Here is a 24214-nt window from a genome sequence, read left to right as displayed (position 1 = left end):
TGCACGCCCTTGATCCGACACGGATCAGGCAGCCTGCTGGCTCCTGCCTGCCTGGGTCCACCATGAAACGTTCACTGCTCTGCGCCCTCTTCTCCGCCGCGCTGCTGTTCTCCCCCACCACCGTTCTGGCACAGACCAGTGACCATGACGCCGTAGACCAGCTCATGCAGAAGATGCTGCGTGGCTTCGAGGCAGGCGACCCGGCGCTGATATTCGAGGTGCTCAGGAAAGATGGCGTGGTGGTGGGCTACTCCCCCGCCGCCGGCCGCATGGTCACGCAGACCACGGAAGAATGGGCCAAAGGCTTCACTGGCGAGCCGGCCGCGGATGAGGCGCAGCGCAAGCGCAGTTACCAGATCCTGGATGTCACCGCACACGCTGCGCAGGTCAAGTTGACCCTGGACTACCCCGGTTGGGATGGAGAGGACTACCTTGCCCTGCTGAAAATCGACGGCAAGTGGATGATCGTGAGTAAATCCTGGAGCGGCCAACGCAAGTCGCCGGCGTCATGAGTCGTCATCCTTGACGCTCACGTACAGCGTTGGCACGGCTTTCATGAACTCTCCCAGCCGCCCCATCTGAATCTGCAGATCCTCGGGGATGACGTTGGCCGCGGCGTCGAGCAGGGCCTGGCAGTGCTGCTCGAACGGTGCGACCACGCGACGTCGTGGCTCGAGCATGAAGGAGTAACAGGCCTGGCTCGACCACGGCGCGGGCGCCAGCGCGTAGTGCGAGCTGCCCAGGGCGAACAGCGGCGCGTGGCTCTCGCCTGGCAGCGACAGCGTGACGTCGTTGACGTTCATCTCCGCCCGGGTGTGGGTGCGCTGGATCGCCCACGCATCGAGGGTGTTGCGGCCCGGCACCGGGCCCACGGTGCCATCCACGCCGGCCAGCAGGGACAGCGCGGCATCCACGCTCATACCGTAGTGGTCCAGCATGTGAGGCTCCAGCGCCATCCACAGCTGTATCGCGCCGGCCACCGGACCATACGCGTGCAGGATGTCTGCAGGTGCCAACGCCGGCAGCAGCGTGGACTGCACCAGGTGCGCGAGTTCCTCCACGCTGCGTGTCGCACTGGTAACGGTCAGGAACAGATACGGCGCCATCCCGGCCCGCCCGGGCTCCAGCAGTGGCAGTGCCGCCGTCTTCTCTCCCGTATTGCCTTGCGCGCATGAGGGCAACAATGCGGCGCCCGCAAGCGTGGCGAGCAGCAGCCGCCGCCGCGCCAGAAAATGAGTGTCATCCATGCGCAGAGAATACACGGGGGTAAAACCCAGCTTGACGGGCAGCGGATTTTCTCAATACTGCGCCAATGCTCAGCCAACACTTCCTGTTCTTCTTCGCCATGCTGGGTGCCTTCAATGGCATCGTCGCCGCATCGGTACTGTGGTGGCGGGCCAAGGGCGAGCCCACGCAGCGCTGGCTGTCGTTGCTCATCCTGATGGTCGGCGTGCGAACAGGAAAATCCGTGGCCTTCCACTTCTGGCCGGATATTCCGCTGGTCGTTCTGCAGCTCGGGCTGACCGCCTGTTTCCTGATCGGCCCCTGCCTCTACTTTCTGGTGCGCTCCAGCCAACGCGACGCTGCAGGGACCGATACGATCGGCCGGTGGCACCTCGCCGCGCTGCTGGTGCTCGCCGTGGCGGTGAATATCCTGCTGCCCTACACCCGCAACATCGCGCTGTGGCGGTACGTCATCACGCCGGGGATCAACTATGCCTGGCTGGGCTATCTGCTGCTCACCACCGTGCAGGTATATCGCCACCGTGCACAGCTCCGGTCATCGCCGTCCGCCACGCTGCTGCTGGGTGCGCTGGCGGGCATCTGGATCATCTGGACCGCTTACTACACGGCCGGGTACACGTCCTACATCGTCGGCGCGTTGTCCTTCACCTTCGTTCTGGCGGTCAGCGTGCTGGTCGGGCTCCGCCTGCGCTCGGGACGGGCACCGATCGAGCCGTATCAGGACCGCCGGATTCCCGCGTCCGATGCTGCCGTGCAGTTGCAGGGGCTGGCCGAACTGATGGCAAGCGAGCGGCTGCACCTGGATCCGGCGCTGACCCTGCCCCGCCTCGCACGCCGGCTTGGAATGCCCCAGAAGCGGCTGTCGCAGCTGCTGAACGATAACAACCAGACGTCCTTCAAGCAGTACCTGACGCAACTGCGCGTGGTCGAAGCAAAGGCGATCCTCCAGCAGCAGCCCGCCAAACCGCTGGACATCGTCGCGCAGGAAGCGGGCTTCCAGTCCATGTCGACCTTCTACAGCGCGTTCAAGAAGTGCGAGGGCGTCACGCCCGCGGCCTTCCGCGCGGCGGCAACACACTCCTAGAATCGATTCCCGCACTCCGGGAAGACGCTGCAATACATTGATTTGAAAGCGATTGGATAGGGTGCTGGCTCCTTCCTGCGAGTCAGCGCCATGCAGACGTTACGTACCATCGCCACCTTCGTATTGCTCCTGCTCAGCGTCTGGCTGGGGGGCACCTGCACCTCCGATGCGGCGCCGCGGACCGCCCCCCCCGTGGTTGCGGGACAGCCCGCCAGCAGCGACCAGGGCCGTATCCTGTTCATCCTCGCCAGCGCCAAGGTGCATGGGACCTCCGCGCTCCCGGCCAGCGTCAGCTTTGGCGAGGTCGTGCATGCCTGGGATGTCTTCCATGCCGCCGGCTATGCGGTGGACTTCGTCTCACCCGACGGCGGCGCCGTGCCGATCCTCGATGACTACGTCAGCGACGACGTGGCGCACCGCCTGGACGATGCCCGGATCATGCGTGGGCTGCGCGGCACCGTCACCCCGGCCCAGATCGACCCGACCCGGTACCGGGCGGTGTACTACGTGGGTGGCAGCAATGCCATGTACGGCGTCGCCGAGAACGTGGCACTTCAACGCATTGCCATGCAGGTCTACGAGGGCAACGGCGGGGTCATCTCGGCCGTCTGCCACGGCACGGCCGGCATCGTGAACCTCCAGCTTGCCGGCGGCCAGTACCTCGTCTCGGGCAAGCGCATCAGCGGCTACCCGGAAGAGCACGAGCGGCAGGATGCCCCCTATTTCAAACAGTTCCCGTTCCTGATCCGCCAGACCGTCTCATCGCGCGGCGGTGCATTCCGCACGGTGGAAAGCGATGACCCGCATATCGAAGTCGATGGCCGGCTGGTGACCGGGCAGAACTATGCCTCTGCCACGCCGGTGGCGCAGGCCGTGGTCGAGGCGCTTCGCGTCCACACCGTGCAGGCGTCCAACCAGGCCGCCGCTCAACCCTGATCTCCCACACCGCTGAGGAACCACCATGAAAGTATCGATTCGATCCGTTGGCCTTGCCGCCAGCCTGTTCCTGCTGCTCCCGACCACCGCCATGGCCCAGAACGCCGACCGCGCGGCCGTGGACAAGGTCATGCAGACGTTCCTGCACGCCTACATCAACGCTGACAACACGTTGGCCAAGGAAGTCTTCCGGGCGGACGGCGTGATGATCGGCTACTCCGAAGCCCGTGGCAGCGCGCTGCAGATGCGGACCGGGGAACAGTTCGCCGAGGGCTTCAACGGCAAGCCGGCGGCCAACGAGGCCCAGCGCAAGCGCCGCTATGAAATCGTGGACATGGCCACCAACCTGGCGGCCGTCCGCGTAATGCTGGATTACCCCGGCTGGGACGGCGTGGACTACGTGGTTCTGCTCAAGACCGATGGCCAGTGGAAGATCATGAGCAAGTCCTGGACCGGCCAGATCAAGCCCTGAGCTGAACCTGGCAGACGGGACGCCATCGCTTCCGGGAGCTACCCGGAAGCGATGCGAGCCTGCATCCTGCCTGGGCTCAGTCGGCGCTCAGGTTGCTCCTGAAGAACCGCGTCAGTGTGTCGAACGGAATCACGTCGGCGCGATCATAAAGATCCACGTGTCCAGCACCGGGAACGATATGCAGCGCTTTGGGCTGCCCGGCCAGCGCGTAGGCCTTCTGGCTGAACTCCAGCGAGTGGGCCTCGCTGCCGGCGATGAACAGCATCGGGCGTGGCGAGATCGTCTCGATGTCATTGAATGGGTAGAAGTTCACGAAGCGGACTTCGCTGGTCAGCATGCGGTTCTGGGTGGTCTCCAGCGTGCGGCCCTTGGGAATGGCGATGCCACGCGGGGTCCGGTAGAACGCCCAGAACTCGCGGGTCACGGGATCGGCATCGGCGGGCAGCTGGATGGGAAGATAGTCGAGGAAGATTCCCTTGCCGGTGGTGAACTCGGTGTAGCGCTGCTCGGCCGCCTTGGCCAACATCGCCTTGCGCTGTTCCAGCGACACCGACTGGCCCAGACCATTGCGCGTCACGTCGCCCATGTCATACATGCTGACCGTGGCAATGGCGCGCAGCCTGGGATCCATCTTGGCCGCGCTGATGGCGAAACTGCCGCTGCCGCAGATGCCGAGCACGCCGATCCGCGTGCGGTCGATGAAGTCGCGGGTCCCCAGGTAATCCACTGCGGCACTGAAGGCTTCGCTGTACATCTCCGGGGCGACCAGATTGCGCGGCTCGCCGTCGCTCTCTCCCCAGAACGGTAGATCGATCGCCAGGGTCACGAAGCCCTGCTCGGCCAGCTTCTGCGCATACAGCATGGAGCTCTGCTCTTTGACCGCCCCCATCGGGTGGCCGACGATCACCGCGGCCGACGCGGTGGCGTTCGATGCCGCCTTGGGCCGGACGAGATTCCCCACCACCTCCATGTGGTACTGGTTCTTGAAGGTCACCCGTTCAATGGTGACCGTGTCACTTTTGTAGAAATTGTCTGCACCGGTTGGCATGGTGGCTCCCAGGGTCGTGAAGGAACTGGCGGCCAGCGCCAGCAGCAGGGCAAGTCGTTTCATGAGAGGTACTCAGCGAGAAATGCGGGGCGTTGGTAGGCCGGATCCACGGTAGCCCTCCGCAACCACCGTGATTAGCCGGGGGAATGCGGAAGGCGTACTGAGCTCTGCTCACAAATCGCGGTGTTACTGTGGGCATCGCGCCCGACTCCTGATTCGGAATCAGCAATGGCTGTCCTGAAAACCAACGATCTGCAGGCGTTTCTGGCCGTCGCCAGGGAGCAGAGCTTCACCAAGGCCGCGGCACGGCTCGGGGTCTCTGCATCGGCGCTGAGCCACACCCTGAAACAGCTCGAAGCGCGCCTGGGCGTCCGGCTGCTGGCCCGGACCACGCGCAATGTCGCGCCCACCGAAGCGGGCGAGCGGCTGATGCGCTCGATCGGCCCGCATTTCGACGCCATCGGCGAGAGCGTGGATGCGCTCGGCGATCTCCGTGACCGCCCTGCCGGCACCCTTCGCATCACCTGCAGCGACGATGCCATCGAGATGGTGATCCGGCCCAGGCTGGCGACGTTCCTGGCCGCGTACCCGGACATCACGCTGGAGTTCTACGTGGACTACGGATTCACCAACGTGGTCGAGGAACGCTTCGACGCGGGCATCCGCCTGGGCGAGGCACTGAGCAACGACATGATCGCCGTCCGCATTGGTCCGGACTGGCGGCTGGTGGTGGTGGGCTCGCCTGCGTACTTCCAGCGCCATCCCAAACCCCGTACGCCGTACGAGATCACGGGGTTGCCCTGCGTCAACATCCGTCACCGGCCCGCAGGCAGCATCTATGCATGGGAGTTCGAAAAGGACGGCAAGGAATTCAGCGTCAAGGGAGAGGGGCAGCTGGTGTTCAACAGCATGTTCCATGTCATCAATGCCGCCGTGGATGGCATTGGACTGGCGTATGTGACCGAGGATCTTGCCGCGCCCTACCTCGCCAGCGGCCAGCTGGTGCAGGTGCTGGACGAGTGGTGTCCGCTGTTTTCCGGCTACCACCTCTACTACCCCAACCGCCGGCAGGGATCGCCTGCGTTTGCCGCCCTCATCAACGCGCTGCGTCATCCAGCACTATGACGTGCGGGTGCGCGCGGCAAGTACAGCCAGCAGCGAACCGACAAGCAGCACCGCCGCGCTGACGATGAAGGTCGCGCGGTAGCCACTGCCGTCGAAAAGCAGCCCACCCACCGTGGAACCCAGCGCGATGGAGAGCTGCACGACTGCCACCATCAGCCCGCCACCGGCCTCGGCATCATCGGGCATGGACCGGGCCAGCCATGCCCACCAGGCGACCGGTGCAGCCGTCGCCACCAGGCCCCAGACAGCGAGGAGCACGAAGGCCATGCTGATGGAGTGACCGAAGACGGTGAGCCCCACCGCGATGGCCGCCATGACCAATGGGATGATCATCAGCGGCAGGTACACGCTCTTCCTGATGCAGCTCCCGATAAGCACGGTGCCGACGAAGCCGGCCACCCCCAGCGCGAGCAGCAGCATCGACAGCGTGCCCACGCTGACCTGGGTCACCGTTTCAAGGAACGGGCGCAGGTAGGTGAACAGCATGAACTGACCGCTGAAGAACACCCCGACGGCGGCCATCCCGCGCAGCACGAGCGGGCGCCGCAGAACAGCGAAGATGCTGCCGGTCGCCTGGCGAGGCGCCGGCTTCAGTGCAGGAAGACTGATCCATTGCCACACCAGTGCGATCACGGCGATCGGCAACAGGCATAGAAAGGCGCCGCGCCAGCCGATGATGCCGCCGAGGTAGCTGCCCAACGGGGCTGCCACGACCGTCGCCAGCGCATTGCCGCCGTTGAAGACGGCGAGCGCCTTGGGCACGCTCGCGGCCGGCACCACCCGTATCGCGATCGCAGCCGACATCGACCAGAAGCCGCCGATGACCACACCGATCAGCGCGCGCCCGATCATGTAGACCGGATAGCTGGGGGCGAGGCTGACGATGACGCCGGAGATGCCCATCAGCACGGTGAGCAGCAGAAGCAGTGTCTTGCGGTCGAGGTCACCTGCGATGCGGGCGATGCACAGGCTGGTGATGACGGCGAAGGCACCGGAGATGGCAATCCCATAGCCGGCCCATCCTTCGGTAACACCGAGCGAGGTGGCGATGGGCGTCAACAGACTGACCGGCATGAATTCCGAGGCGACCAGACAGAACACGCACAGGGTCATGGCGAAGATGCCGGCCCAGTGCGCCGGCGCGGCGGCAGCGCGATGCGCGTCGCTCTGCGCGGGGAGGGAGGTGGCGACAGGGGGCATGGGGAGCACTCTCTGGAACAGGAATGGCGTTGCCGCCCTGCACAGTGCGCAGGGACGAGACAGGGACGTGGCGTTGGGCAGCGCGGACGACGCGCGACAGAGCCCGGACGTGCTTTCAGTGGGCGCCATGGTGGCCCACGCAGCGGGGACTGATAAGCAGCCCCGGGGTTCATGGACTACTGAGGTTTTCTCAGCAGTGCGTCATCACCACACCATCGAAGCGCTTCGACCAGCAGCGCGAACGCCGGCGAGTTCTGGCGCCGGCTTGGGTAGTAGAGATGGAAACCGGGAAAGGGCGGGCACCAATCCTGCATCGCTCGCATCAGCCGCTTGTCCGCCAATGCATCGGCCACGATCAGGTCCGGCACGCAGGCCAGGCCGCGGCCCTCCAGTGCCGCCTGGACGATCAGGCGCACACTGCTCAACGTCAGCCGCCCCTCCACCTGCACGTTCACGCTGCGGCCGTCCTTTTCGAACTCCCACGCATACAGTCCACCCTGGGTCAGCAGTCGCATGTTGATGCAGTCATGCACGGTCAGGTCCTGGGGCGTACGCGGCACTCCGCACCGCTTGAAGTAGTCCGGGGCACCGACAACGGCCATCCTGAGCGGCGGCGTGACCGGGACCGCGATCATGCCCTTGGCCACCTGCTCGCCCAGGCGTATGCCCGCATCGAACCCCTCCGCGACGATGTCGGCCAGATTGGACTGGTCGGTGATCTCCACCCGGATGTCCGCGTAGGTATCCAGCAGAGGCTGCAGCTTGGGCCAGACCACCTGTTCGCTGGCCGGATCGCTGCTGTTGATGCGCAAGGTGCCGCTGGGCCGATCGCGCAGTTCACTCAGGTCGTCGATAGCGCTGTCGATGCTGGCGAAGTGCGGCCCGATCTGCGCCAGCAGCCGTTCACCGGCTTCGGTCGGTGTCACGCTGCGCGTAGTGCGGGTCAGCAAGCGGATCCCCAGCCGCTGCTCCAGCACCCGCACGGTATAGCTCAGCGCAGCCTGCGACACCCCCATCCGCGCGGCCGCGCGGGTGAAGCTGCGCTCCTGGGCCACCGCCATCAGGGCGCGCAGGTCGTTGTAGTGTTCGCGCCGCATCGTCGCCCATTGATAAGCCGTTTTTATAACTCTATTCGCGACCTGCAGGTTTATCCACATAAAACGGTGCGGCACCATGGGTGCGCATGTTGGGCCATCCCAGCAGGAGCGCACGATGACCACCCCGCCTTTCCCCACCTTTGCTGTCGCTGCCCGATCGCATCATCGGATGCACGGCCGACTCATCCACCGCGCCACCCTGCGGGCTGCCGCTGCGGCACTTCTGTTTGGCATGGCCCTGCCCCTGCTGGCGCAGCACCCGGCCCCCGCCCACACCACGGATATCCACATGAACACGCAGTCGGCTCTCTCCGCACGCCAACAGGCCATCCTGCCAATCGCCGCTTTCACGGCGGCCGGCGATCTTCACCGCCTCGAACCGGCCCTGCGCGCCGCGCTGGACGCCGGGCTGACGATCAATGAGATCAAGGAAATCCTGGGTCAGCTCTACGCCTATGCAGGCTTTCCGCGCGCATTGAATGCGCTGGGCACCTTCATGACGGTGGTGGAGGACCGCAAGGCACAGGGCGTCCACGATGCGCAGGGGAAGGCACCGACCGCGCTGCCCGCGCCGGACCAGATGCTGGCCGTCGGCACCGCCAACCAGACCCGGTTGTCGGGTCAGCCGGTCGCAGGCCCGTTGTTCGCGTTCTCCCCTCAAATCGACCGCTACCTCAAGGAACATCTGTTCGGCGCGATCTTTGCGCGCGACAACCTCGACTGGGGTGATCGCGAGCTCGCCACCGTGGCCGCGCTGTCTGCCATTACAGGGACCGAGTCGCAGGTGCAGGCGCACATGCGCATCAGCCGGAACGTGGCGCTCAGCGAGGCGCAGCTGGAGCACGTCGTGGCGGTGCTGCGCGACGTGGTCAGTGCCGAGGCCGCCGATCGCGCGGACCAGGCGCGGCGCGGCACGCTCGCAAATTGAACCTTGCACAGGAGATGGCCATGACCGGCTGGAAGGCACTGATGCTGACGTCACTAATACTGGGGAGCACCGAGGTCGGCGCGCAGCCCATCGTGCGTTTGTTCGAGCTGCATGCCGACCCTGGCCGACAGGAGGCGTTCGATGCTGCCGGCCGGCGCAACCTGGATGCCTCCCTGCAGACGGAGCCGGGTGTTCTGGCGATGCACGCCGTCACTGATCGCCAGCGGCCAGGCGTGGCGTACGTCTTCGAAATCTACGCGGATGCGGACGCGTTGAAGACGCATCTTGCGACCGCGCATTACGCCGATTTTCTGCGCGCCACGCAGCCGCTCATCACCGACAAGACGTTGACGGAAACAACACCCGTGTTTCTTGCCGAAAAGCCGGACCGTCTCTCGGTCATGCAGCGCGGCAACACGCCGGAAGTCCGGATGGTCGATGTGACGGTCAAACCCGCGGATATACCGGCATTCACCCGGATCGTCACGGCGGAGATGCGCGAGTCCATGCGGATCGAACCGGGCGTACTGGCGATGTATGCCGTTACACGACAGGATCATCCGGAGCAGTGGATCTTCTTTGAGATCTACGCCGATGCGGCTGCGTATGACATGCACCGGCAAACGCCTCACTTCAAGGACTATCTGCAGCGGACTGCGGAGATGCTGGTGGACAAGGGGCACAGCGAGGTGAGCACCATCGCACTGAAAAGCCGTGGTGACATGTTGTTCGATGCGACCGACATGCCCTGAAGCGGGCACGCTGTCATACGTGCCCGGAAACTCAATGGCCCGCCGGAAGGATCAACGCTCTCCGCGCACCCCAGCCGGGGGATCGCCACAACGCGAGGTGGCGTCGCGATGACGCTGCTGCGCGCACTCACGCGCCCCCCTGCCATCGGCATCCACCTGCGACACTCCGCCGCCTTGCCCGCCAAACCGCACCTGCACGCCGATGCTGTTGCTGCGCAGGCTGTTGCGACCCTGCTCGTGACCGAGCAGCAGCGAGAACATCCAGCCGCTGTCCAGCTGCAGATCCACGCCAGCGCCGATCGACAAGGCATCGTCGTTGTAGCTGCGCATCGCGAGGACGTAATCGCTCGCGTTCGGGCGCTGCACATAGTTCATCGTGGCTTCGCTGCGGTTCTCCAGCGCCTTGCGATACTCCACGTTCCAATGCGGACGCCAGCTGACGCGCTTGCCCTGGAAGGCATGGTTGCCCTCGATGCCCAGCGCGACACTGCTGTTGTCGATGTCCTGACGACCGTAGGTCAGATCGAACGCATCCAGACCATGCTCGCGATAGCCATCCAGTCTCGCGCGGTGCCCATCGTAGCGGCCATAGCTGGTCAGCGTGGTGCCGCCGGCACTGCGATGTTCGTAACCAAACGTAAGTGAGCCGAACCACTGATCGCCCTGGCGTGAGCCATGCGCCGACGCGCCGACCAACTCATTCCAGCGATTGACATCGAAATCCAGCCGACCGCTGGCCAGCATGCCGTCGAAGAACACGTGCTTGCCCGCGCGCCACAGGCCGTAGACGGCCAGCGAGCGCTGGTCCGCATCGGTGCTGGACGGGCTGTTGTTGAAGTCGGTGTCCTGTCGCCCCCAGCTGCCGGCAAGTCCCAGCAGCACGTTCTCGCCGATGGCACGATCCGCGCCGACTGTGATTCCGCCGGTGTTGAAGTCGAACCCGCCGCTGCCGCGCCCGGCCTTGCCGAAGTTCGCCGTACCGGCTGCCCACGCACCCCAGCCATCGGGCAGGCGCGGAATCGCGTTTACCATGCTGTCGGCCGCTCTGTTCAGCGGTACCGAGATACCCGGCACACCAAGGCCGCCGGCGTAGGCCAGGGCGACGTTGAAGCTGGAGGCATTGTTGCCGACCCGCACCTGACGCAGGCGGTCGCGGATGTTGCCCTGCTGCACCTGGGCAAAGCGGATGCTGGCATCGGCCTGGGCCTGCAGGCTGCCGACAACCTGCGCATCGGCGGTCGGATCAGGACGCGCCGCCACGACCAGCCGGAGCTCGATCGACGCCGCTGCGTAACTGCCGCTTGCGGCCTGTGTCGCGGTCAGCACCGTACTGCCCTCGCCCACCACGCTCACCCTGCGGCCATTGACCGTGGCCACGGCGGTGTTGGTACTGCTGAAGGTGAACGCGCCGGGACTGGTGCTCTGCGGCGCGGCCAGCTCGAAGTCCGATTCGCCATACACCTTTCTCAGATCGTCCTGCCAGGTGATCACCGGGGTGGCCATGCTGATGTTCACCTCCAGCTGCAGCTGGGTTGCGGCGGCACGCAATGTGTCGCCGGCCTGATTGGCGGTCAGCACGCAGCGACCGGCCGATACCATCGTCACCGTGTCGCCCTGCACGGCGCACACCGAGGGAGTCGTGCTGGCAAACACGATGGGATTGCCGGAGTCACCGCCGGTGGCGGCGACTCGGAAGCTGCCGCCCACGCTGTAGACGGGGTCGACCGGTGTAGCGGTAAAGCCTGTGATCGTCTGTACGCCCGCCTCCACCACGAACCGGTAGCTGCGCCGGCCGCTGAAGCCATTGGCGTCGGTCACTTCCACATCGAAATCGAAGCTGCCGGCGGACGTCGCCTCACCGGAGATGTCCCCGGATTCGGCAAGCAGCAGCCCTGGCGGCAAGCTGCCGGACCGCAGCGCAAAGCGGTAGGGCGCTGTCCCGCCGCTGGCGGTCAGGCGCTGGCGATAGTTCTGCCCACCATCGGCGGGCGGCAGTTGCGGCTGGTCCAGCACCAGGGTCGGCGCATCCACCACGAGGGTGTAGCTGCGGCTCGCGGTGAACGGCCCCAGGCCCGTGCTGCTGTCCGTCACCACCACCGTGAAGCTGAAGGAGCCTGATTCGTTGGGGGTTCCGGACAGTTCCCCGCCCTGCGACAACTGCACGCCGGCCGGCAATGCGCCACCGGAAAGAGCATAGACATAGGGACCGGTACCGCCGCTGGCCGCCAGAACGTGACGGTAGGCATTGCTGGCCGTGGTGGACGCCAGCGAAGCAGGGTCCAGCGACAGCGTCGGTGCGGACACGGTGATGTCTACCGCCGCCGCTGCGGAGGTGGTGTAGGCATCGCTGGCGCGGTAGGTGAAGCTATCCGGACCCGCATAGCCGGGCGCCGGCACGTACGCGATGTCCAAGCCGTTAACCGTTGCCGTGCCATGGCTGGGGGGGGTCACCACCGACACGGCGGTCGGCGTGCCTGTGATCGGCAGCGTGATCGTGGTTGCCGCCGCACCGTAGGCGACGGTGGCCGTGGCAGGACCGACAACCAGGGCCGGGGCCGGCGTGACGGCATTGGACGCTGCCGACGCCGGGCTGGTGCCCGCACTGTTGCTGGCAGTGGCGGTGAAGGTGTAGCTGGTTCCGGGTGTCAGGCCAGTGACCTGCAGTGGCGAGCCGCTGCCGGTCGCGGTCGCGCCGCCGGGGTGTGCGGTCACCGTGTAGCCGGTGACCACCGCGCCACCGTTCTGGGCGGGGGCGGTGAAGGCCACGCTGACCTGCCCGGCGCCGGTCACCACCGCGGTACCGATGCCCGGTGCGGACGGAACGACAGCAGCGACCGTAAACGTCTGGGAAACCTGGGTCGCCGGCAGATAGCTGGCGTTACCCACCTGGTCGGCATGCAGGGTGCAGGTACCTGCTGCCACGAAGGTCAGCACGCCGCCGGTCGTGATGGTGCATACCGCGGTGGTGGAAGAAGTGAATGTCGGGGTCAGCCCCGAATCTGCCGTGGCGGTCAACGTCGGTGTGGTACCGAAGTTCTGCGTCCCCGGGTTGTTGAACGTGATGAGCTGCGCGGCCTTGGGAGTCACCGCGCTGGACGCCGCCGAGGCCGGACCCGCGCCGGCGGCATTGTCTGCCGTGACCGTAAAGGTGTACGCGACCCCGTTGGTCAACCCGGTAACCACCATTGGCGAGTTCGCTCCATTCACCGGGGCGACATCGGCCGGACTGACGGTGACCGTGTAGCCGGTGATGCTGGCGCCGCCGGTGAACACAGGCGGCACGAACGCGATACTGGCCTGGGTATCGCCGGCAGTGGCCGACGGAGCGGGCGGGGCGCCCGGCGCCACCGGAGCGACAGTGAATGACTGGCTTGCCTGGGGCGCAGCCAGATAGCTGCCATCGCCGCCCTGGTCGGCGTTGACGGTGCAGGTGCCTGCGGAAAGGAACGTCAGCACGCCGCCGGACGTGATCGTACAGACTCCGGTGGTGGCGGATACGAAGCTGACCGGATAGCCGGCGCCAGCGCTGGAGGTGGCGGTCAGCGTCGGCGTGGTACCGAAGTTCTGCGTGCCGGGGTTGTTGAAGGTGATGGTCTGCGGCGATGCGGGCACGACACTGTTGGATGCCGCCGATGCGGCACCGGCCCCCGCTGCGTTGCTTGCGGTGGCGGTGAAGGTGTACGCCACGCCGTTGGTCAGGCCGGTCACGGTGAGCGGAGAAACGGCGCCGGTCGCAGTGGCGCCGCCCGGGTTGGCGGTCACCGTGTACACGGTGATGGCGCTGCCACCCGTAAAGGACGGTGCTGTGAACGTGACCGTGGCCTGGGTGTTGCCGGCGGTGGCCGTGCCGATGGTCGGCGAACCTGGCACCACTGCATTGACGGTGAAGGTCTGCGTCACCGTGATCGCCGCGTTCCATGCGGGACCGCCTGCCTGATCGGCATCGATCGTGCACGCGCCGGCACTGACGAAGGTCAGCGTGCCATCCGAGCTGACGGTGCACACCCCGCCAGTGGACGAACTGAACACCGGGATGAGTCCCGAGTTGGCCGTCGCCGAGAGCGATGGCGAGGTACCCATGGTCTGAGTGCCCGGATTGCCGAACGTGATGGACTGGTTGCCCTTCGGTGTCACCGCGCCGGTCGCGCCGGAGGCTGCGCCAGTGCCGGTTGCGTTGATCGCCTTCACGTCGAACGTGTAGGCGGTGCCGTTGGTGAGGCCTGTGACCACGATCGGTGACGTGGTGGATCCATTGCCACCGGCGGTGGCACCGCCCGGGCTCGCGGTCACCAGATAGCCGGTGATCGCCGAGCCGCCATCATCGGCCGGCGCGGTGAACGCCACCGATACCTGCGCATCGCCGGGGGTTGCTGCGCCGATGACCGGCGCGCCTGGTACGGCAGGCATTGCCACGGTGTGGGTCGCGCCCGCCGAGTAAGCTGCAACCCCGGTGTTGCCCGCGGCATCGGCGATGTCCGTTGCGCCGTTGAGATTCACCTTGAGCGTGCCCGAGCCGGTGATGCTGCCAACGTTGACGTTGACCGATGCCCCGGAACTCGCCGACACACTCACGATGCTGCCGCTGGCACTGCCCGTACCGACGAGCGTGAAGTCGTCCGCGGACACATTCGACACCGTCTCATCGAAGGCCACCGTGAATGCCACCGCCGCATCGCTGGCGGCAGGGGAGCCCATCCGCACGATGCTGCTGACCGACGGGGAGCGGTTGTCGACCGTCGCGTTGCTGGTATCGGCCGTGGTAGTGGTGTTGCCGGCATTGTCCGTCGCGGTTACGGTGACATTCCGGTTGATCACACCATTGATGGCGCCACCGACGATCGTATAGGTTGCCATCCAGACGCCGCTGCTGTTGAAGGCAGTGACAGCGGCACCGCCACCGAATTGACTGAAGTTCACGCTGGCCGTGCTGATCGTGTCGGTGTTGTTGTCACCGCCCGCCGTGTTGTTCCAGAGCGCCGTGACGGTGTCGCCGATCTTGTAGGCGCCACCACTTCCCGACGCACCGCTGATGCTGATGTTTGCAGGGGTTATCGTCGGGGCCATGGTGTCCACCGTGGCATTGGTGGTGTCTGCACGGGTGGTGCTGCCACCGCCATTGGTTGCGGTCACGCTGACATTGCGGTTGACGGCGTCGATGAAACCGGCCGTGAGGGTGTACGTCGCCGTCCAGATGCCGGCGCTGTTGATGGCCACGATGGCCGAACCACCCCCGAACTGGCTGAAGTCGACGGTCACCGCGCTCACGCCGGCATTGTTGTCGCCGCTCGCGCTGTTGTTCCACGTCGCGGTGAGGGTATCGCCGATCTTGTATGCGCCGCCGGTACCTGTCCCGCCACTGATGCTGATGCGTGCGTCGCTGATCGTCGGAGGTGCCGGCGCCTGGCAGGTCACTTTTGCAGTGAACGTTCCACCGCCCGTGCCCGACCACAGGTACACCTGGTAGTCAGGAAAATTGGCTGGCACGGTATGCGTGTCATTGAGATTCAGCTCATTGTTCTGCGCCGCGTACTTCTCACCCACGTCGGTAACATTGTTGGCCTGCCATATGGTGAAGCCACCGCCGCCCGGTCCAGCGGTCGCATTCGTACTGCCCGACGACGTCACCGTGTAATGGATTCGCTCGCCTTCGGCGACCTGATAGTCCGCTTGATAATCTTCACTACCGCCGCTCACCGTGATGCCGTTGCCCCAGTAGTTCTGGATGGCCTGGCAGCCACTGGACAGCGCCGCCATCGCAGGCGCGGTTGCAGCAAGGCCACAGAACGCTGCGGCGAACAGGGTGAGGCGACGCAGAGTGCGACGCTTTGGGGATTTGGGACACACACCAGCGGCCCGGCAGGCAGACACGATCAACGACACACGACACCCCTTGTTGCCTTGTAGTGCCTCTCCGCGGAAAGGCCGAAAACAGCGCAACCGCCCCTGGAGTACCCCAGGACCGACCGTCCGCCTGAATGATTGTGATCCTTCCCCTGCCGCTGCCTGGTTCCTTCCCGGCACGTCCCACCCAGATCTCTGCTGTCGAGCCGGCCATCCCACCGGCCGATCGGGCACGCGCGTGGCGGCCATACGGTCATATCGGCCCGGTGTCCCGAAACTGGAGCATTGCCATGCGATCGACCAGCCACCGTGTGCGGCTCCGCATAGTTGGTGGGAGACCGGCCGCCATAGATGGTGGCCAGTCTTTACCTAGGACCAACTCGAAGGACCTCGAAGGCGCTGGGCGCCTAAGTCAGAGCACCTGTGAACATCCCAACCGAATCGATTAAACCGGATCGCGGATTAGAACCAACCACCCGCAATCCTTCCAATTTGCCAAGACAATTTATTCTTTTTTTTCTTTAATATCAGCCGCTTGCGAACACAAAGCGCGCGCCTTACTGTAGGCCTACCTGACCCAAGCCCTACGCCTCCCATGGCCGCTATTTCGGCGCTACGACAAGACCTTCTCACACGCTACGGCGCTCTTCTTACCTCAGAAGAAGTCGCGCGCGTGCTCAGGTTTAAGAGCAAAGATGCGCTGATGAAGGCGCGCAGAAGGGATGCGCTACCAATAGCGCTATTCAGCATTCCGGGTCGAAAGGGTCTCTTCGCCACCTCGGCTGACGTTGCGTCATGGGTGGAGAGTCTTGGCGCCAGTCATCCCGCAGCAGAGGAGACAGCGACCGAGGAGACCAAGCAATGACATAGCCACTGAAAAAACATTGGCTAAAAAAGGAAATGCCCCGGCGGCAACCGAGGCATCTCTGGGAACAGCACTTCTATCGAAGCTGGTCCAACTTTAGCCCCCAACGCATCAGGCCGCAAGTCTCGTCTCCCACGGGCCTGCTTCACCGTGCCTGATCCCAAGAACCCTTACAGCTAGTTGCTGTGGGCCGGGGTGCTATGAAGTTCACTGAAGAAGACCGGAAGGCTTATGCAGCTACTCATCAGCTGACATTCGCCGCAGCCGACTATGTCGAGAGGGCGAGCATCGGAGTGAGCCGAAACATCGGTACCGCCCCGAATCGGCCATCTATGCTCGTGGAGTTCCCGTCGTTCAAGATGGGCTGCACGATAAATCTCGAGAGTCGGCATGAACACTGTTACGCCGTAGAGCTAGAGCGCGACCGAGACGTCCTAGCCTATTACGAGCAGCCTCCAACGGTGGAGTGCGTGCGTGATACCCGGAAGGGGAAACGCCCGTATCCCTACACGCCTGACTTCATTGTGCTGGGGAAGACAGGGCTATTCGTCGCACAGGTCAAAGACACCTCCGAGCTCGAAGATTTGGTGGAGACGCGCCTTTCCTGGACGAAATGTGACAACAACTATGTTGACCTGGCGGCTCGAGACCTCTTCGCGTCGATCGGCATCCGCCATGTAGTCATCCCGTCCAGCCGCCTTTGCAAGCAAGTTACCCAGAACCTTCTCACGCTCCGTCGGGTCGAGTTGGCCGCCGCAGATCCGGCGGTAGAGCGGGCTGCCCTGTCGCATGTCTTTCAGAGAAGAGTCGTGACGATGTCCGAGGTGATGCAGAAGATCCACACTCAAGACTGCACATCACTGTTACATCTTGTTGCGTCTGGACGAATATTTGCTGATCTTTCCAATCACTCGCTAAGCAGTCCCTCCACTTGTCTGCTCGCAGCGTCACCAGAGCTTCTGACTACTGAGCTAGTCGAGGAAATCGAGCGCTCAAGGCACATAGTTCCTTCGAGCGAAGGCACGTTGAGCAGAGACCTCATACCCAGCAGCTCGCACCTGTTAAGGGGACTCGCAAACCTGAACTTCCTTCAAGGCGCGATCCGCACAAGAAGTGAGAAGGAGCACGCAAGACGGCTCCGACTCCGCCGTGCAGATGGCGAATCACAGGGAAAATCTGCAATCGCGGCGTTGACACCCCGTTACGCATCAAGCGGAAACAGGACGCTCAAGCGGCCAGCGTCGGTCCTGCAATATGCTCGCGAGGAACTCAAGCGTTGCCTTGAAGGCAATAGTAACCCTGGTCCACTTTCGGTGTACCGCCGCTACCAGGTTCACGCGGAACTGCACCATCCGGGTCACCGTCCCGTCGGAAAGACAACGGCTCGGAAGATCATTGCCGAGCTTGAACAGGAAACGGCTGCATCCAGAGGCGGCAAGCGCCTACTGAATTCAAAGTCATCGCCGTCCTCGGTAGAAGTGCGAGCGCTAAAGGCGATGCGTCCCTTCGAACTCGCTCAATGTGACCACTATCTAGCAGACATCGAAGTAGTGGTGGGGAGAGCCAACGGCAAGACCTACACCGCGCGTCCGTGGATCACGGTCCTCATCGACTGCTACACCCAATGTGTCCTTGCATTCGGGATGTCACTACGCGCTCCCAATAAAGGCACCAGCTCACAAGTGCTGCGCGACTGTGCACGCAGGCACGAGCGGCTTCCCGAAACAATCATCAGCGACAACGGATCAGACTTCACATCTGTTCATTACTCGACAATGGCGGCGCAACTGAACATGTCCATCATGTTTCGCCCACCGGGAAACGGAAGGTTCGGGTGTGAGGTTGAGCGGCTGTTCGGTAAAGCAAAAACGTTCTGGCTCGACTGCCTTCCAGGAAGCATCAAGACGATTCGCTTCTCTCGCTCCATATCCTCAGACCGACAACCATCGGCAAGGGCAGAGCTTAGTTTGGTAGACCTTTGGTACGAGATGGAAGCATTCAGTGAGTGGATCGGGAGGCGCCCATCAGGCGGAAGCAGCGAATGCCCTGATGCAAAGATGCTAAGCGGGCTACGACAGTTTCCGTTTAGCGGGATACGAGCTCAGGCCGATCTCAGTTTCCTGGTCACAACTGCAATGAATCAGAAGCCCTTGAAGGTCTCGGGGAACACGGGAATCCATGCTGGCGACTTTCACATGTGGCACGACGCCCTCGCAGCTTTCGCGGGGAGACGCGTCCCGACGCGGATCGACGGCCAGGATCCGCGAATCCTCTATGCACTGCTCGATGATCAGTGGGTTGTTTGCAAAGCATACGCTGCGCTCCAAGCAGGGCAGCAGTCACACGCCGAAGCGATGGCGTATGCGGTGTGGGCGAGAGATGGTTCATCACTGAAAGAGTTGATGAAGGCCGACTCCGATAGGCAGCTCATTGCCGAGATTGAAAGGCGCGAGAGGTCTCGTAACTCACCCCATGCGCCAGAGCCCAACGAAACTCAACTGATAACGGAACATCCGACGAGCTGTCCCCTGCCCCTTGGAAGCTTCAAGGCAATTAGCACTGAGCCAATGTCCGTCGAGGATTGGTAGTGGCTGAGCAAGAGAAATCTCTGGCGGAGCAGATTGACCTCGTCGTCGCCAAGCGTCTTGGACACAGAATCTACGATGAGACACGACGCTATCTGGAAGCAGCTCGGACCGCAGTGTTGACCGAGGAGGTAGTGATTCTTGTCGGACCGCCCAGGGTTGGCAAGTCTAGTGTTAGCCGACAAGTCTTTGGAGCACACTCCAAGCAGGCCCCTGATGAGCAGGATCATATGCACTCTGTTTACGTCCCGGCTGGAAACGACTCAACAGCAGGGGCCTTCTCAACGAAGGCTTTCCTAAGCGCTTGCCTGAACTCGATCCGCCATCCGCTGTTGAGCACCGACGTCGCTGCACGTGAGGGTCGACTCGGCGACTCTTTTCTTAGCCGAACCACAGAGGGTGCGATGCGTTCGGCGTTCGAGAGATGCCTCGTGGCGAGGCGTACGCAGTTCCTGGTCATAGACGAAGCCCACCATGTAATGAACGCGAAAGGTGGGGAGAGGTCCGCCGGTGCAATCTTGGATTCGTTCAAGGTGCTGGCCGCCAGGACAGGAGTTCGCCTTGTTCTCGTCGGTTCCTACGATCTTCTCACCGCGGTCAACTTGGCTCCTCATCTGATCGGCCGATCTCAAACCATCGAATTCCCCCGCTACCGGGAGTCAGAGAGGGACATGGTCGAATGGTCAAGGATAGTGCGCCACTACTCGAGCCTCATCCATGAGGACGCGCATGCAATGGACGAGTACATCGAGGCACTTCATGACGGCTCATGGGGCTGCATAGGTGCGCTTTCACGATGGATCCGGAATGCTTTAGCTTCCTGCCGATCTGAAGGCCGCTCGATACCCGGACAGGGTGATTGGGCTCGGACCAGGCAGCTTAGCTCAGCGCTTGCCGCGGTTAACGCTGAGATTCGGCGTGGAGAACTCCACTTTTCAGCAAAAAAGGACGTTGCCATGCCCGAAGCAGCGACGACGTTGGTCGTGCGAGCGAGCAAGAAGCCAGCTCCATTCAAGAGGAAAACACGCCGCAATGAAATCTGATGACGAGACCACTCCACGCCTACTTCCGTTGGAAATAATCGGGAAGAACACTGGCGATGTCGAGGCACTGCACTCATACGTGCTCCGGCTTGCACGTCTACACAGTGTCACTCCTTCCTACCTCTTCGAGGTAATTGCAAGAAGGTCGGGCCGACACTCGGAGCTTCGTCCTGGAGACAGGATAACGGCAGTAGTGGGCCCCCAGTTGGATAGACCGCGCCCAGTCGAACACTCGGTCATTCCGCTTCTCACAACAATGGCGTCGGAGTGCGAGATTGCTCTGAAGAACTCAACCTTCATGTTCCTATCCAAAGCGCTAAGTCGGACCGTGAATTGCTACTCCCGGTTCAGCAAATGGTGTCCTGGCTGCGTCGCGGATCAGTCTTTAGAGGGCGTCCCGATTCACCACAAGCTTGTGTGGTCCTTCTCAGCCGTCAAGGCCTGCCACGCCCACCGGATGGGACTCACCAATCGTTGCTTAGAGTGCGGCGCAAGGCCGCTTGGGGGCCCAGCGTATGCCGACTCCTGTCGTGCCTGCGGGACGCGCTTTGACCAAGTTCACCCTTCTGCGCGCGTAGCAGTTGCCCATGAGGAGTACGCGCTAGATCTAGTCGAGCTAGTCGATAGCTCCATGTTCCGGACTGATGACTATCAAGTGGGAGCGATCAAGAGCTTCATCCATCGACTCGTCTGCTACGTCTGGCTTGAGAAAAGAGAGCGCTACCGATTCGAAGGGCTGCCACGTCATGAGTTCATGACTTACCTACGCCGAGAGCAGCCGCCAACCCTCTCCATGGTCAGACGAACGTCAGCTCGCCTCGGACTCCCGATAGATAGCCTCCTACATCCATGGGGTCCTTACACGAGAGACTTCTTTCTCCCCGAGCATGCTCTTCCTGCCCTCTGATCTAACCTCATGCTCATCCTGGGTGAGTGGCCCAAGGTTTTGTAGGCAGTCATCTTCGCGTGCTCGCAGCAGTTTCCCGGAGCTCACGCGGCAGATAGCGCCCGGGCAATGCAGCCATGCGGCCCGCAACTTGTAGCCACACCAGCCGCAACGTTGCGTCTTTGAGACGTCCAACGGTAGACTTTCAACTAAGGAGATACGTGATTTTCGCGCCAACAACGTCCCTCAGAGCAGTGTCAATGGCTGCCTGATTCCGATATCGCGCCATATTTCCCACTACCCATTCAGGCGACCAGATGATGAACAACCTGACGCTCTTTCAACAGATGAGCATCGTTGCCGGAGTGATCGTGATCTTAATTGTCTCGCTTACGGCGGCAGCGGTTTGGCTCGCTCATCGCCAGAACAACAGGGACTGATGCCTCTCTCCAAGCATCATAGGTGTAGCACCCGTCGCATAATAGCCGCTCCCCCGCCACTCAGCCACTCGCTGACTGCTTCGCGCCAAGGACATCTTTCGGCCAAAAGCAGACGTCTTTGCTTCTACCCGCAATTTGCGGGCCATGGTTGCGTATTGAACCCAGTCCCGTGGGTGTTGCCCCAGAAGTCGGTGCCGCTAATTGCGCACTCCAGCAACATCAGAGGCAGGCCGAGCAGTGAGAATGGTGGATCTTCCTTGCTTTCCAGGTGCATGGGCGACGCCCGCCCGCCCCCCCCCCTTGGAAAGTTTGTGGAGGGCATCCATCTCCGATGACAAAAGGGGGTTCTACATATGGAAGATGGACTTTGCGAGGGCTGCGTCGAAGATGACTTCCTTAGGGATCAGAGCATCGAGGAGGGCAAGGTGGTCGCATGCACAGAGTGCGATCAGCAGGCGGTGGGTATCACGCTCAAGGATCTCGGCCGGCTCTTGGAGCCATTGCTTCGTCAATACTACGTCGTTGGCGACGAGTACAGGACGTCCACCGGGGGGGGCGATGACGAAGGCTATATGTCTCAATCCGGCGAGAGCCTGTCTGCGATTATCGAAGAGCGCCTCGGTTGCCACTACAAGGCCCATGACCGGATAATCGATGCCGTCCGAGATGCGGAAGATTGGAATCCATGGGACGGAGATACCGCATACTGGAACGAGGAGACTTGTTACCAATTCCGGTTCATCACCTATGAACCAAGCGACTTGCCTAGCTGGCATCAGACCAGAGACGAGATTAAGCACGGTCGCAGGTTCTTTAGTCCTACAGCAAAGGCCATGTTTGACGAACTGTTCAAGGACATCCGTCAGATTCAGGCGTGGAGTGAGGGACAGCCAAAGCCCGTTTGCTACGAGTTACCAGCGAATGCGAAGCTCTTCAGAGCGCGCGTCGTTGACACTGAATTCGGACAATCCTCCGTGATCGCCAACCCCGGTGCCGAGGTCGGGCCACCGCCGTCTGCGGTGGCCCGTAGCGGCCGTATGAATGCCGAGGGCGTTTCCGTACTCTATGCCTCCACCGATGGAGACACGTGCGTTGCAGAGATGCGTCCGGCGAACGGAAGCACCTTGGCGGTCATCCAGCTTACGGCCCAACGCACCTTGCGTGTGCTCGATTTCTGCCTTCTTGAGAGCGCCTTAGGTGGAACCAGTCTCTTCGACCCCGATTACGCACCAAATCACATTCGACTAGGTGCGCTTCGACAGCTGCACAAGTGGGTCACGGCGCCAGTTGTTCCCGGCAGGGAAGCTGACTACCTGATTACACAGACCATGGCCGAGTACTTGGCACATGTCTGCGAGCCTGCGTTTGACGGTGTTGTGTTCCGCTCCGCCCAGAACGTTGCAGGCATCAATGTTGTGCTGTTCTCGAGAGATATGCCTTTTGACGGGGATCTAACGCAGAGATTTGGTGTGGCGTATGCGGAAAATAGTCTCGCCTTCGTCCGGATTCGCTCGGTTGCGGTTACCTCTGAAGTCCTGACGGTCGTCACGCATGGAGGAAAGACGTACCTGATTGACGCCGACAGTAAGCGTGAGTACGACGATTGGTGGTAGCGCAAGGGTCCGGCCCGAGGTGCCTGAAGACGCCTGTGGTCCTTGGACCACCAGGGAACTACAGGCCTAGGCACTCCAGATGAGTATTGGCTTCTAGCATTTCGGCAACACCTCTTCAGTGCTTCGGTAGCCAGACCCTTTACTTTCAAGCCTCTTCAAACGATCGTGTCGCGCGCCGGCTACGCTCCATTCGCCCCCCTTCGTAACATCGAAAGGCAGACCATGAAGCTATTTCACTACACCGATGTAAGCGCCGTCCAGTCCATACTCCGCAATCGGAAGCTCTGGTTAACCGACCTGCGTTTCATGAACGATTCCACGGAGTTGCTGCACGGAATCGAGTTCCTCCAGGCGGCGTTGAAGCAACAGCCTTATGGACTGTTTTACGACAGGCGCTATGCCGAGGAGGCAGTTGAGTACTTAGCCAGTTCACTCAGCGAGTATGAGGACGCGGCCCGACTTGAAGACCCAGTTTTTGCTATGTCTTTCAGCGAGAAGGATGATCTTCTGAGCCAGTGGCGTGGGTACGGGGGCTACTCAGTCTGCTTCAATAGAGAGTACTTGCAAGACTGTGATCTGAAGCTTAGCTCCTGCGTGTACACCAAGGCTTCCAAGCTGGAACGAGCATTGCGGGCTACTTCGGAAGCGGGCGCCAAGGTATCAGAGTGCATGGGCCGGAATGGTGGATGCCTCGATCTTGAATCGATCGACCAGCTGGTCGCATTGGTTGAGCTAGCCGCAACTTTCAAGGATGCCGGATTTGAAGAAGAACGCGAGGTTCGGATGATCGTTCGACCGGATACAAGCGAGATCAAGTATCGGCCCAGAAATGGAATGCTGGTGCCCTACGTTGAAATTGAAATTCCCGCGGAGGCGATAGAAGGCGTACATGTCGGCCCGGTTAGAGAGCAGGCCCTTTCGACCGTGTCGATGAAGATGTTCATGAACTCCATTGAAAGCATCAATCGGTCGAACGGAGGCGACGTCGAATGGTGTGTTCCAGTGGAAAGGTCGACAACCCCCTACCGGAGTTGAGGGCAATGCCCCTCCTTCT

The 24214-nt window shown here is 62.5% G+C and carries 16 protein-coding genes; 11 read left to right on the top strand and 5 right to left on the bottom strand.

The features are described from left to right. The first annotated feature begins 62 nt into the window (after positions 1 to 62). Positions 63 to 512, top strand: coding sequence for a nuclear transport factor 2 family protein (locus ABE464_RS06100; protein ID WP_346471204.1), 450 nt, complete (start codon positions 63 to 65; stop codon positions 510 to 512). Here ABE464_RS06100 and ABE464_RS06095 read toward each other — a convergent pair. Continuing rightward, the gene (locus tag ABE464_RS06095; RefSeq protein ID WP_346471203.1) at positions 507 to 1247 is read right to left on the bottom strand and encodes a hypothetical protein; all 741 of its coding nucleotides are present in this window, start codon (positions 1245 to 1247) and stop codon (positions 507 to 509) included. The two genes, ABE464_RS06100 and ABE464_RS06095, sit on opposite strands and share 6 nt — an antisense overlap. A gap of 98 nt (positions 1248 to 1345) precedes the next feature. Between ABE464_RS06095 and ABE464_RS06090 the strand changes: the two genes are divergently transcribed. From ABE464_RS06090 to ABE464_RS06080, 3 genes are all read left to right on the top strand, one after another. Next, the gene (locus tag ABE464_RS06090; RefSeq protein WP_346471202.1) at positions 1346 to 2329 is read left to right on the top strand and encodes a helix-turn-helix domain-containing protein; all 984 of its coding nucleotides are present in this window, start codon (positions 1346 to 1348) and stop codon (positions 2327 to 2329) included. A 90-nt stretch (positions 2330 to 2419) separates the two neighbouring features. Further along, on the top strand, positions 2420 to 3265 hold the full coding sequence (locus ABE464_RS06085; RefSeq protein ID WP_346471201.1) for a type 1 glutamine amidotransferase domain-containing protein: 846 nt from the start codon (positions 2420 to 2422) through the stop codon (positions 3263 to 3265). Positions 3266 to 3290: 25 nt separating this feature from the next. Then, positions 3291 to 3737, top strand: coding sequence for a nuclear transport factor 2 family protein (locus ABE464_RS06080; protein WP_346471200.1), 447 nt, complete (start codon positions 3291 to 3293; stop codon positions 3735 to 3737). Between the two features lie 76 nt (positions 3738 to 3813). Here ABE464_RS06080 and ABE464_RS06075 read toward each other — a convergent pair whose 3' ends face one another. Further along, positions 3814 to 4848 (bottom strand): alpha/beta hydrolase, encoded by a 1035-nt coding sequence (locus ABE464_RS06075; RefSeq protein ID WP_346471199.1) that lies wholly within the window; start codon positions 4846 to 4848, stop codon positions 3814 to 3816. A 165-nt stretch (positions 4849 to 5013) separates the two neighbouring features. Here ABE464_RS06075 and ABE464_RS06070 point away from each other — a divergent pair, with 165 nt between their 5' ends. Further along, positions 5014 to 5910, top strand: a complete 897-nt coding sequence (locus ABE464_RS06070; RefSeq protein WP_123730014.1) for a LysR family transcriptional regulator — start codon at positions 5014 to 5016, stop codon at positions 5908 to 5910. On the opposite strand, the gene ABE464_RS06065 is transcribed toward ABE464_RS06070, so the two are convergent. Both ABE464_RS06065 and ABE464_RS06060 read right to left on the bottom strand, forming a co-directional pair. Further along, on the bottom strand, positions 5905 to 7239 hold the full coding sequence (locus ABE464_RS06065) for an MFS transporter (protein ID WP_346471198.1): 1335 nt from the start codon (positions 7237 to 7239) through the stop codon (positions 5905 to 5907). The two genes, ABE464_RS06070 and ABE464_RS06065, sit on opposite strands and share 6 nt — an antisense overlap. Before the next feature lie 47 nt (positions 7240 to 7286). Next, entirely contained in the window at positions 7287 to 8207 is a 921-nt protein-coding gene (locus ABE464_RS06060) for a LysR family transcriptional regulator (RefSeq protein WP_346471433.1), read from the bottom strand. Between the two features lie 169 nt (positions 8208 to 8376). Between ABE464_RS06060 and ABE464_RS06055 the strand changes: the two genes are divergently transcribed. After that, a complete protein-coding gene (locus ABE464_RS06055) occupies positions 8377 to 9135 on the top strand; it encodes a carboxymuconolactone decarboxylase family protein (RefSeq protein ID WP_346471197.1) in 759 nt (252 codons plus the stop codon). A gap of 20 nt (positions 9136 to 9155) precedes the next feature. Beyond that, a complete protein-coding gene (locus ABE464_RS06050; protein ID WP_346471196.1) occupies positions 9156 to 9887 on the top strand; it encodes an antibiotic biosynthesis monooxygenase in 732 nt (243 codons plus the stop codon). 51 nt (positions 9888 to 9938) lie between these two features. Here ABE464_RS06050 and ABE464_RS06045 read toward each other — a convergent pair whose 3' ends face one another. Next, complete coding sequence (locus ABE464_RS06045; protein WP_346471195.1) at positions 9939 to 15641, bottom strand: autotransporter domain-containing protein; 5703 nt, start codon at positions 15639 to 15641, stop codon at positions 9939 to 9941. A gap of 1422 nt (positions 15642 to 17063) precedes the next feature. On the opposite strand from ABE464_RS06045, the gene ABE464_RS06040 reads away from it, so the two are divergent. The 4 genes from ABE464_RS06040 to ABE464_RS06025 all read left to right on the top strand — a co-directional run bounded on the left by ABE464_RS06040 (position 17064) and on the right by ABE464_RS06025 (position 24195). Continuing rightward, on the top strand, positions 17064 to 19181 hold the full coding sequence (locus tag ABE464_RS06040) for a DDE-type integrase/transposase/recombinase (protein WP_346471194.1): 2118 nt from the start codon (positions 17064 to 17066) through the stop codon (positions 19179 to 19181). Further along, positions 19181 to 20221, top strand: a complete 1041-nt coding sequence (locus ABE464_RS06035; protein WP_346471193.1) for an ATP-binding protein — start codon at positions 19181 to 19183, stop codon at positions 20219 to 20221. Before ABE464_RS06040 ends, ABE464_RS06035 begins: the two co-directional genes overlap by 1 nt. A gap of 1679 nt (positions 20222 to 21900) precedes the next feature. Next, entirely contained in the window at positions 21901 to 23160 is a 1260-nt protein-coding gene (locus ABE464_RS06030; protein ID WP_346471192.1) for an RES family NAD+ phosphorylase, read from the top strand. Positions 23161 to 23382: 222 nt separating this feature from the next. Next, positions 23383 to 24195, top strand: a complete 813-nt coding sequence (locus ABE464_RS06025; protein ID WP_346471191.1) for a DUF2971 domain-containing protein — start codon at positions 23383 to 23385, stop codon at positions 24193 to 24195. Positions 24196 to 24214 lie beyond the last annotated feature (19 nt).

This window comes from Stenotrophomonas sp. TWI587, from assembly GCF_039674145.1.
GTDB classification, from domain to species: Bacteria; Pseudomonadota; Gammaproteobacteria; order Xanthomonadales; family Xanthomonadaceae; genus Stenotrophomonas; species Stenotrophomonas maltophilia_AY.
Note: the sequence above shows the minus strand (reverse complement) of the source record. Positions and strands in the feature narration are given on the sequence as shown.

Bases quoted from the DNA above. Each gene is read 5' to 3' on its own strand.
- ABE464_RS06090 (WP_346471202.1), top strand. From the start codon at position 1,346: ATGCTGGGTGCCTTCAATGGCATCGTCGCCGCATCGGTACTGTGGTGG.
- ABE464_RS06080 (WP_346471200.1), top strand. From the start codon at position 3,291: ATGAAAGTATCGATTCGATCCGTTGGCCTTGCCGCCAGCCTGTTCCTG.
- ABE464_RS06030 (WP_346471192.1), top strand. From the start codon at position 21,901: ATGGAAGATGGACTTTGCGAGGGCTGCGTCGAAGATGACTTCCTTAGG.
- ABE464_RS06085 (WP_346471201.1), top strand. From the start codon at position 2,420: ATGCAGACGTTACGTACCATCGCCACCTTCGTATTGCTCCTGCTCAGC.
- ABE464_RS06065 (WP_346471198.1), bottom strand. From the start codon at position 7,239: ATGGCGCCCACTGAAAGCACGTCCGGGCTCTGTCGCGCGTCGTCCGCG.
- ABE464_RS06070 (WP_123730014.1), top strand. From the start codon at position 5,014: ATGGCTGTCCTGAAAACCAACGATCTGCAGGCGTTTCTGGCCGTCGCC.
- ABE464_RS06075 (WP_346471199.1), bottom strand. From the start codon at position 4,848: ATGAAACGACTTGCCCTGCTGCTGGCGCTGGCCGCCAGTTCCTTCACG.
- ABE464_RS06055 (WP_346471197.1), top strand. From the start codon at position 8,377: ATGCACGGCCGACTCATCCACCGCGCCACCCTGCGGGCTGCCGCTGCG.
- ABE464_RS06095 (WP_346471203.1), bottom strand. From the start codon at position 1,247: ATGGATGACACTCATTTTCTGGCGCGGCGGCGGCTGCTGCTCGCCACG.
- ABE464_RS06025 (WP_346471191.1), top strand. From the start codon at position 23,383: ATGAAGCTATTTCACTACACCGATGTAAGCGCCGTCCAGTCCATACTC.
- ABE464_RS06050 (WP_346471196.1), top strand. From the start codon at position 9,156: ATGACCGGCTGGAAGGCACTGATGCTGACGTCACTAATACTGGGGAGC.
- ABE464_RS06100 (WP_346471204.1), top strand. From the start codon at position 63: ATGAAACGTTCACTGCTCTGCGCCCTCTTCTCCGCCGCGCTGCTGTTC.
- ABE464_RS06045 (WP_346471195.1), bottom strand. From the start codon at position 15,641: ATGGCGGCGCTGTCCAGTGGCTGCCAGGCCATCCAGAACTACTGGGGC.
- ABE464_RS06060 (WP_346471433.1), bottom strand. From the start codon at position 8,207: ATGCGGCGCGAACACTACAACGACCTGCGCGCCCTGATGGCGGTGGCC.